The sequence below is a fragment of the Haloactinopolyspora alba genome (assembly GCF_003014555.1).
Lineage (GTDB): Bacteria > Actinomycetota > Actinomycetes > Jiangellales > Jiangellaceae > Haloactinopolyspora > Haloactinopolyspora alba.
In genome coordinates, this window is the sequence record NZ_PYGE01000027.1 from 56,263 (window position 1) to 62,398 (window position 6,136).

At 71.6% G+C, this 6,136-nt stretch carries 7 protein-coding genes; 4 read left to right on the forward strand and 3 right to left on the reverse strand.

Annotated features, from left to right (window positions below):
• Positions 1–21 precede the first annotated feature (21 nt).
• From CLV30_RS23830 to CLV30_RS23840, 3 genes are all read left to right on the forward strand, one after another.
• Positions 22–771 (forward strand): class I SAM-dependent methyltransferase, encoded by a 750-nt coding sequence (locus CLV30_RS23830; protein WP_106539739.1) that lies wholly within the window; start codon positions 22–24, stop codon positions 769–771.
• 139 nt (positions 772–910) lie between these two features.
• Positions 911–1,261, forward strand: a complete 351-nt coding sequence (locus tag CLV30_RS23835; RefSeq protein ID WP_106539740.1) for a hypothetical protein — start codon at positions 911–913, stop codon at positions 1,259–1,261.
• A gap of 165 nt (positions 1,262–1,426) precedes the next feature.
• Positions 1,427–2,233 (forward strand): TIGR03620 family F420-dependent LLM class oxidoreductase, encoded by an 807-nt coding sequence (locus CLV30_RS23840; RefSeq protein WP_165358652.1) that lies wholly within the window; start codon positions 1,427–1,429, stop codon positions 2,231–2,233.
• 64 nt (positions 2,234–2,297) lie between these two features.
• On the opposite strand, the gene CLV30_RS23845 is transcribed toward CLV30_RS23840, so the two are convergent.
• Complete coding sequence (locus tag CLV30_RS23845; RefSeq protein WP_205740900.1) at positions 2,298–3,584, reverse strand: lactate racemase domain-containing protein; 1,287 nt, start codon at positions 3,582–3,584, stop codon at positions 2,298–2,300.
• A gap of 80 nt (positions 3,585–3,664) precedes the next feature.
• Between CLV30_RS23845 and CLV30_RS23850 the strand changes: the two genes are divergently transcribed.
• Positions 3,665–5,047: a mannitol dehydrogenase family protein gene (locus tag CLV30_RS23850; protein ID WP_106539742.1), complete on the forward strand. Its 1,383-nt coding sequence runs from the start codon at positions 3,665–3,667 to the stop codon at positions 5,045–5,047.
• Between the two features lie 24 nt (positions 5,048–5,071).
• On the opposite strand, the gene CLV30_RS23855 is transcribed toward CLV30_RS23850, so the two are convergent.
• Complete coding sequence (locus tag CLV30_RS23855; protein ID WP_106539743.1) at positions 5,072–5,272, reverse strand: hypothetical protein; 201 nt, start codon at positions 5,270–5,272, stop codon at positions 5,072–5,074.
• 36 nt (positions 5,273–5,308) lie between these two features.
• Positions 5,309–6,136: DUF7402 domain-containing protein (locus CLV30_RS23860; protein WP_211300111.1), on the reverse strand; the 828-nt coding region annotated here is incomplete at its 5' end.

The window sequence follows — 6,136 nt, forward strand, 5'->3', positions numbered from 1 at the left end:
CCACGATGCGACGATGCCCCGATGAGTGATCCGACGCCGGCCCATCGGCTCTACGACGACCTCGCGCCCTGGTGGCCGCTGATCTCACCGGCAGACGACTATGCCGAAGAGGCGCGGTTCGCCGCGTCCGTCCTCCGTTCGGCTTCACGACCGGTGCACGACGTGCTCGAGCTCGGCAGCGGGGGCGGAAGCAACGCCGGCCACCTCTCCGCGAGCTTCACGATGACACTCGTCGACCTGTCCGAGCCGATGCTCGCGGTGTCCCGTGCCCTCAATCCCGACTGCACGCACGTGGCCGGCGACATGCGCACGATCCGGCTCGGCCGCGACTTCGACGCGGTGTTCGTCCACGACGCCGTGGGCTACATGATCACGGAGGACGACCTGGCCCGGGTCGTCGCGACCACGTACGCACACTGCAGGCCCGGCGGTGCGGCGGTGTTCGTGCCGGACGTCACTACCGAGACCTTCCGGGAGCGCAGCGAGCACGGCGGCGGCGACGGCCCGGACGGCGCGGCCGCGCGTTATCTCGAGTGGGGGTGGGACCCCGACCCCGACGACACCTGGATCCGCTCCGACTACGTGTTCGTCCTCCGTGACGCGCAGGGGTCGGTGCAGGTCGTGCACGACACCCACCGCATCGGCCTGTTCGGGCGCGACGTCTGGCTGCGCCTGCTGCACGAGGCGGGGTTCGATGCGCTCGTGCTCAGCGAACAGACCGACGACGACCGGGTGCCGCGGGACGTGTTCGTCGGGCACCGGCCGGCGTGAACCGGGGCGCCGCGGTGACACGCCCGGACGTGATCAGGTTCCACGGCCGTGCCACCGCGGGTAATCTGGAAGCAACGGGGCCGTTCCGCGTGACGCGGCGCCGCAGGCGTGGAACGCCCCACGGACGTGGAGGTGAGTCATGCGCCACGCATCCGCACGGGTCCTTGCCGTGCTGCTCACGTTCCTCCGCAGCCTCTGGTGGTCCATGGTCGACGGCCTGACCATGCTCGGAGCCACCTTCTACGGCGGCGCGGCCGTCGGCGGCAGCTGGCTGCACACCGGCGCCGTTCCCACCGGCCCGCCGGAGACGGCCGGCCCGTCGGCTCCCGCTGGTCGGTCGGATCCCACCCGTCCGTCGGATCCCGCCGGTTCGTCGCACGAGAGCGCCGCAACGGCGGACGACGTCGACGTGACCGGCGAGGCCGAACGTGGCATCGCCCAGATCGAGGAGTTCCTGGCCGCCCGGTCCACCGATCACCCCGGTCGGTGACCCGCAGCAGCCGGGCCGGGCTCACCTGCCGAGCCCTCCAGCGATCCGCGAGCGCGGAATCCGGACACGCGGCACCCGCCTGCGCCCGAAACGGCCCGGCAGTGTCATCGTTACGTCCGGGACAACCATCATCGGTGACTGCACAGCACGACGAAGGGATATGACGTGACAAACCTCGACCTCGGTCGACTCGGGCTCGGCGTGGGCTTCGAAGAGGGCACCGACTTCCTGTACGCCATCGCGGAGGCGGAGCAGATCGGATATTCCACCGTGTGGCTCTCGGGCGGTCAGCTCCCGGACCTCGACGCCATCGGGACCGTCCTGCGGGCCACCGGGTCGGTGAACGTCGGCAGCGGCATTCTGGCCGTCGACCGTTTCCCCGCCGACCACACGGCGGCGTTCTTCAGCGAGACGGAGTCCGAGACGCCCGGCCGGCTGGTTCTGGGGCTCGGCGGCGCCTACGGCCCCTCGCCGCTGACCACCATCAACGAGTACCTGGACGCTCTCGAGGAGACCGTCCCGCTCGACCGCACCATGCTGGCGGCGCTGGGGCCGAAGATGCTCGACCTGGCCCGCGAGCGCACCGCCGGGGCGCTGCCGGCCCTCGTCACGCCCGAATTCACCAGGCAGGCACGCCAGGCACTGGGCCAGGACTCGCAACTGGCCGTGCAGCAGATCGCCATCATCGAGAACGACATCGACACCGCGCGCGAGCTGGCCCGCCCCACCGTCGAGTTCCTGATGAGCAACAGCTCGTACGCCGCGAACGCCCGGCGCATGGGCTTCAACGACGCCGACATCTCCGGCGTCAGCGACGACCTCGTCGACGCGCTCGTGCCCTCCGGGGACATCGAGGCCGTGGCCGCGGCGGTGAACCGGCAGTACGAGGCCGGCGCCGACCACGTCGCCGTCAGCCTGATGAACCCCGGCAACCCGGTGGAGCTGTGGCGGGCGCTGGCCGCCGAGCTGTGACCACTCACCCGCTTCCGATGATCATCGGCACTTTCCCGCCCATATGACGGGTAACTGCCGATGATCATCGGGACAACCGGTAGAGGATCTCCCCCGCGTCGGGGACGACGAGGGTGTCCGGATCGTGCGCCATCGCGTCGACGTCCACCGCCGCGGGATCGAGATACTCGAGGTTCACCGAGCGCACCACGTCGGCGGGGATGCTCGTGGCCAGCGTGACCGTGACACGGCAACGCTCGCCGTTCTCGTCGTCGTAGGTTCCCGCGCCGCGCAGGTGCGTCGAGTGCGCGAGCACCCCCCACGGCAGGTGCTCGAACCGGTCCCACTGCTTCACGAAGTACTCCCGGCAGTGGTAGCCGATCTCGTGGATCTCGGGGTGCATCCGCGACACCTCGCGCACGTGCGGCGCATAGAGGATCACCTCGCCGCCGTCGGCGACCACGGGCTCGAGCTTGTAGAAACCCTTCGCCGCCGTCCAGATGTCGTCGTACTTCGCGGGCATCATCGACACCACCCGCCGTACCGGCCGGTCGAGGTAGCGCACGTGCGCCTCGGCGGACACCTCGGCGGCCGCGGCCCAGGCGCGGCGCGGTTCGTCGAAGGTGACCGCGTGCAACCCCGTGCCGTTCGAGCGGGCGACGACGCACAACGCGAGCGTGCGGCCGGGTATCAGCGCCGCGGCCTCGTCGATCAGCGCACGCACCGGGGTGACGCCGACAGTTCCGATGATCTCCGCACTGGTGATCAGCGCGCCGAGCCAATGCGACAGGTCGATGACCTCCGGACCGGACACGCCCGGGAAGAAGTACTTGTTCCCGCCGGAGAACCCGACCACCTCGTGCGGGAAGACCGGACCCACGACCAGCGCGACGTCGTGCTCGACCACCGCGCGGTTGATCCGCACGTCGATGTCGCGGCGCAGCATCCCGCCGGACAGCTCGGCCACCCGTTCCGCGTCTATGCGGCCGACCGGGGCGAACGTCGACGCGTCCCACCACTCGTGGTTGCGCACCTCCGTGCCCGGGTAGGTCGCCTCGAGACCGTGCTCGGCGTACCCGAGATGTGCCGCGAGCTGCGCATCGGTCATGGCGGCGTGGGTGCCGAGCGCGACAAGCACGGTCAGCCGCCGGACGCGCCCGTGCAGGCACGCGTGGATCTCGTCGAGCAGCAGCGGCAGCGGGCAGCTGCGGGTGGCGTCCGGCACGACGAGGCACACACTGCTCCCGTCGAGGTCGGCCCCGGCCAGCGCGTCCCGGACGAACCGCCGGATCTCGGACTCGGAGAGCACCTCGGCCGCGCTGCCGGCCCGGTGTTCCGTCCCGATGGGGTGCTCGTGCGTCGGTGTCGTCAACGTCCTCGCCGCCTCTCGCTCTCACGCCATGGTACGACGCGACGCCGCAACCGGTTGCACCGTCGTGCGACGATGGCCGCATGCCACCCGTGCTGTCCCGTCGTTCACCGGTCACCCGTCCCGCCGCGCCGATCCGGATCGCACACCTGGGGCTGGGGAACTTCTTCCGTGCGCACCAGGCCTGGTACACCGGCCGCGCACCGGACTCCGCACACTGGGGCATCGCCGCCTTCACCGGCCGCCGGCCGGCGCTCGCGGACGCGCTGCGCCCACAGGACGGCCTGTACACGCTGGTCACCCGCGGCCCCGTGCAGGACCGGTTCGACGTGGTCACGAGCCTCTCCGCCGTGCACGCGGCCGCCGATCACGCGGCGTGGCTGGACGTCCTGCACTCGCCCGACCTCGCCGTCGTGACGCTCACCGTCACCGAAGCCGGCTACGCACGGGCCGCCGACGGCTCGCTCGACGCGACCGACGACGCCGTACGCAACGACGTGGCGGCCCTGCGCGGCGACCTCACCGCACCCGTCAGCACCGCCCCGGCCCGGCTGCTGGCCGGGCTGGCCGCGCGCGACCGGGCGGGACTGGGCGCGATCGCGATCGTTCCGTGCGACAACCTGCCGGACAACGGCCCGGTCACCGCCCACCTGGTGCGCGAGATGGCCGAGCTCGTCGACCCGGCGCTGGTCGCCGCCGTCGACCGGACCGCCGCCTTCGCCACGTCGATGGTCGACCGGATCACGCCCCGGGTCACCGACGACGACCGCGCGATCGTCCGGTCGGCCACCGGCGTCGACGACGCGGCCCCGGTGGTCACCGAACCGTTCAGCGAATGGGTGGTCAGCGGCCGGTTCCCGGCGGGCCGCCCGCGCTGGGAGGACGCCGGCGTCACCGTCGTCGACGACGTCGCCCCTTTCGAGCAGCGGAAACTGTGGCTGCTCAACGGCGGGCACTCGCTGCTGGCGTACGGCGCGAGCCTGCGCCGGCACGAGACCGTCGCCGAGGCGGTGGCCGACCCGGTCTGCCGCGGCTGGCTCGAGCAGTGGTGGGACGAGGCCGCGGCGCACCTGTCGCTGCCGGCGGCGGAGATCGAGAGCTACCGCGCCGCGTTGCTGGAGCGCTTCGCCAACCCGCGGATCCGGCATCTGCTGGCGCAGATCGCCGCGGACGGCTCGGCCAAGCTGCCGGTGCGCATCCTGCCGACGCTGCGGGCCGAACGGGCGGCCGGACGGATGCCTGCGGGCGCTGCCCGTGCGCTGGCCGCGTGGATCTGCCACCTGCGCGGGCACGGCGCCGCGGTCCGCGACGCCGACGGCGCCCGCGCCCGAGCGGCCGCGGGCGGGCCGGTCGGCGACGCCGTCCCGGCCGTGCTGACGCTGCTCGACGCGTCGCTGGGTGGTGACCGCGCCCTGGTGGACGCGGTCACCGCCCAGGTGGATCAGCTCACCGAACTGACTGGCTGATCGTCGGCGCGCCAGCCGCGAGCCTCATCGGACCGCCTCCCGGATTCCGATGGCGTCGTCGACCATCCACGAGCCAGTTGTGGTGGTGATGGTCACGGTGTTCTCCCCGGCCCGGAGCTGCTCGGCGGGCAGTTCGACGTCCAGCACCGACGGCCGGACGCCATATTCGTCGTTGGTTTGACCGTCGCCCCAGTGGTAGCCGTCGCCGCCGCCCGGCAGGGACACGGCGCAGGTTGATGCGAGACAAGGATTCTCCTCTGCTCATCGGGGCCGCACCTCGTCGCTGGGCTGGGACTCCGGGCCACTTCCGGCCAGACTGTCCGCGGTGACGGTGAAGGTGTACGGCTCGCCGGCCGTCAGGCCGGAAACGTCGACCGACGTGGCGTCCCCGTCCACCGTGACCGGGTCGAGCGCGGTCCCGTCGTGGTACGGCGTGACGACGTACCCGGTGATCGGCGCACCGCCGTCGAACTCCGGTGGCTGCCACGACACAGTCGCCGAGCGTTCACCCGCCTGGGCGGCCACACCGCGTGGCGCGCCCGGCTCTGCCGGCACGGCGTACACCTCGAACTCCAGCAGCCCGTTGTTCCATCCGGTGCCGCCCTCGACCTGGAACCGCACCCACTCGAAGGTCTTCATGTCGAACGTGACGGTCTTGGGGCTGGTGTTGGTCGGAATGTCGTTGACCTGGACGGAGCTGCCGTCGGAGAAGGTCAGCGTGCCACCGTTGACGTCGTCGGCTCCAGCCCGGTCGTAGAGCATGATCTTGTCGGCTTGGATCGGCTCGCTCCAGTCGAGTTGCACCCACGGGTCGAGTTCACCGGCCGAGGCCCAGGCGCCGGTGCCCTCACCGAACCCGTCCTGCACCCGTTCGACTCGGTAGGCATCGCTGTACTCCGACGAGGCCGTCGCGGTCACGCCGGGCCAGCGCGACGCATTGCCGCGCAACAGGCTGGGATCGAGGGCGATGGAGACCCTCGTGGTCGAGGCGACTCGGCCGCTGTCGGCTGCGGTCGCGGTGACCAGGACCTCGCCGTCGCGGTGGTTGACCGTGAGGACGCCCTCGTTGTCGATGGTGGCCGTGTCGGT

Coding starts and splice junctions, on each gene's coding strand:
- CLV30_RS23850 (WP_106539742.1), top strand. CDS start 3,665: ATGCCACCCGTGCTGTCCCGTCGTTCACCGGTCACCCGTCCCGCCGCG.
- CLV30_RS23830 (WP_106539739.1), top strand. CDS start 22: ATGAGTGATCCGACGCCGGCCCATCGGCTCTACGACGACCTCGCGCCC.
- CLV30_RS23835 (WP_106539740.1), top strand. CDS start 911: ATGCGCCACGCATCCGCACGGGTCCTTGCCGTGCTGCTCACGTTCCTC.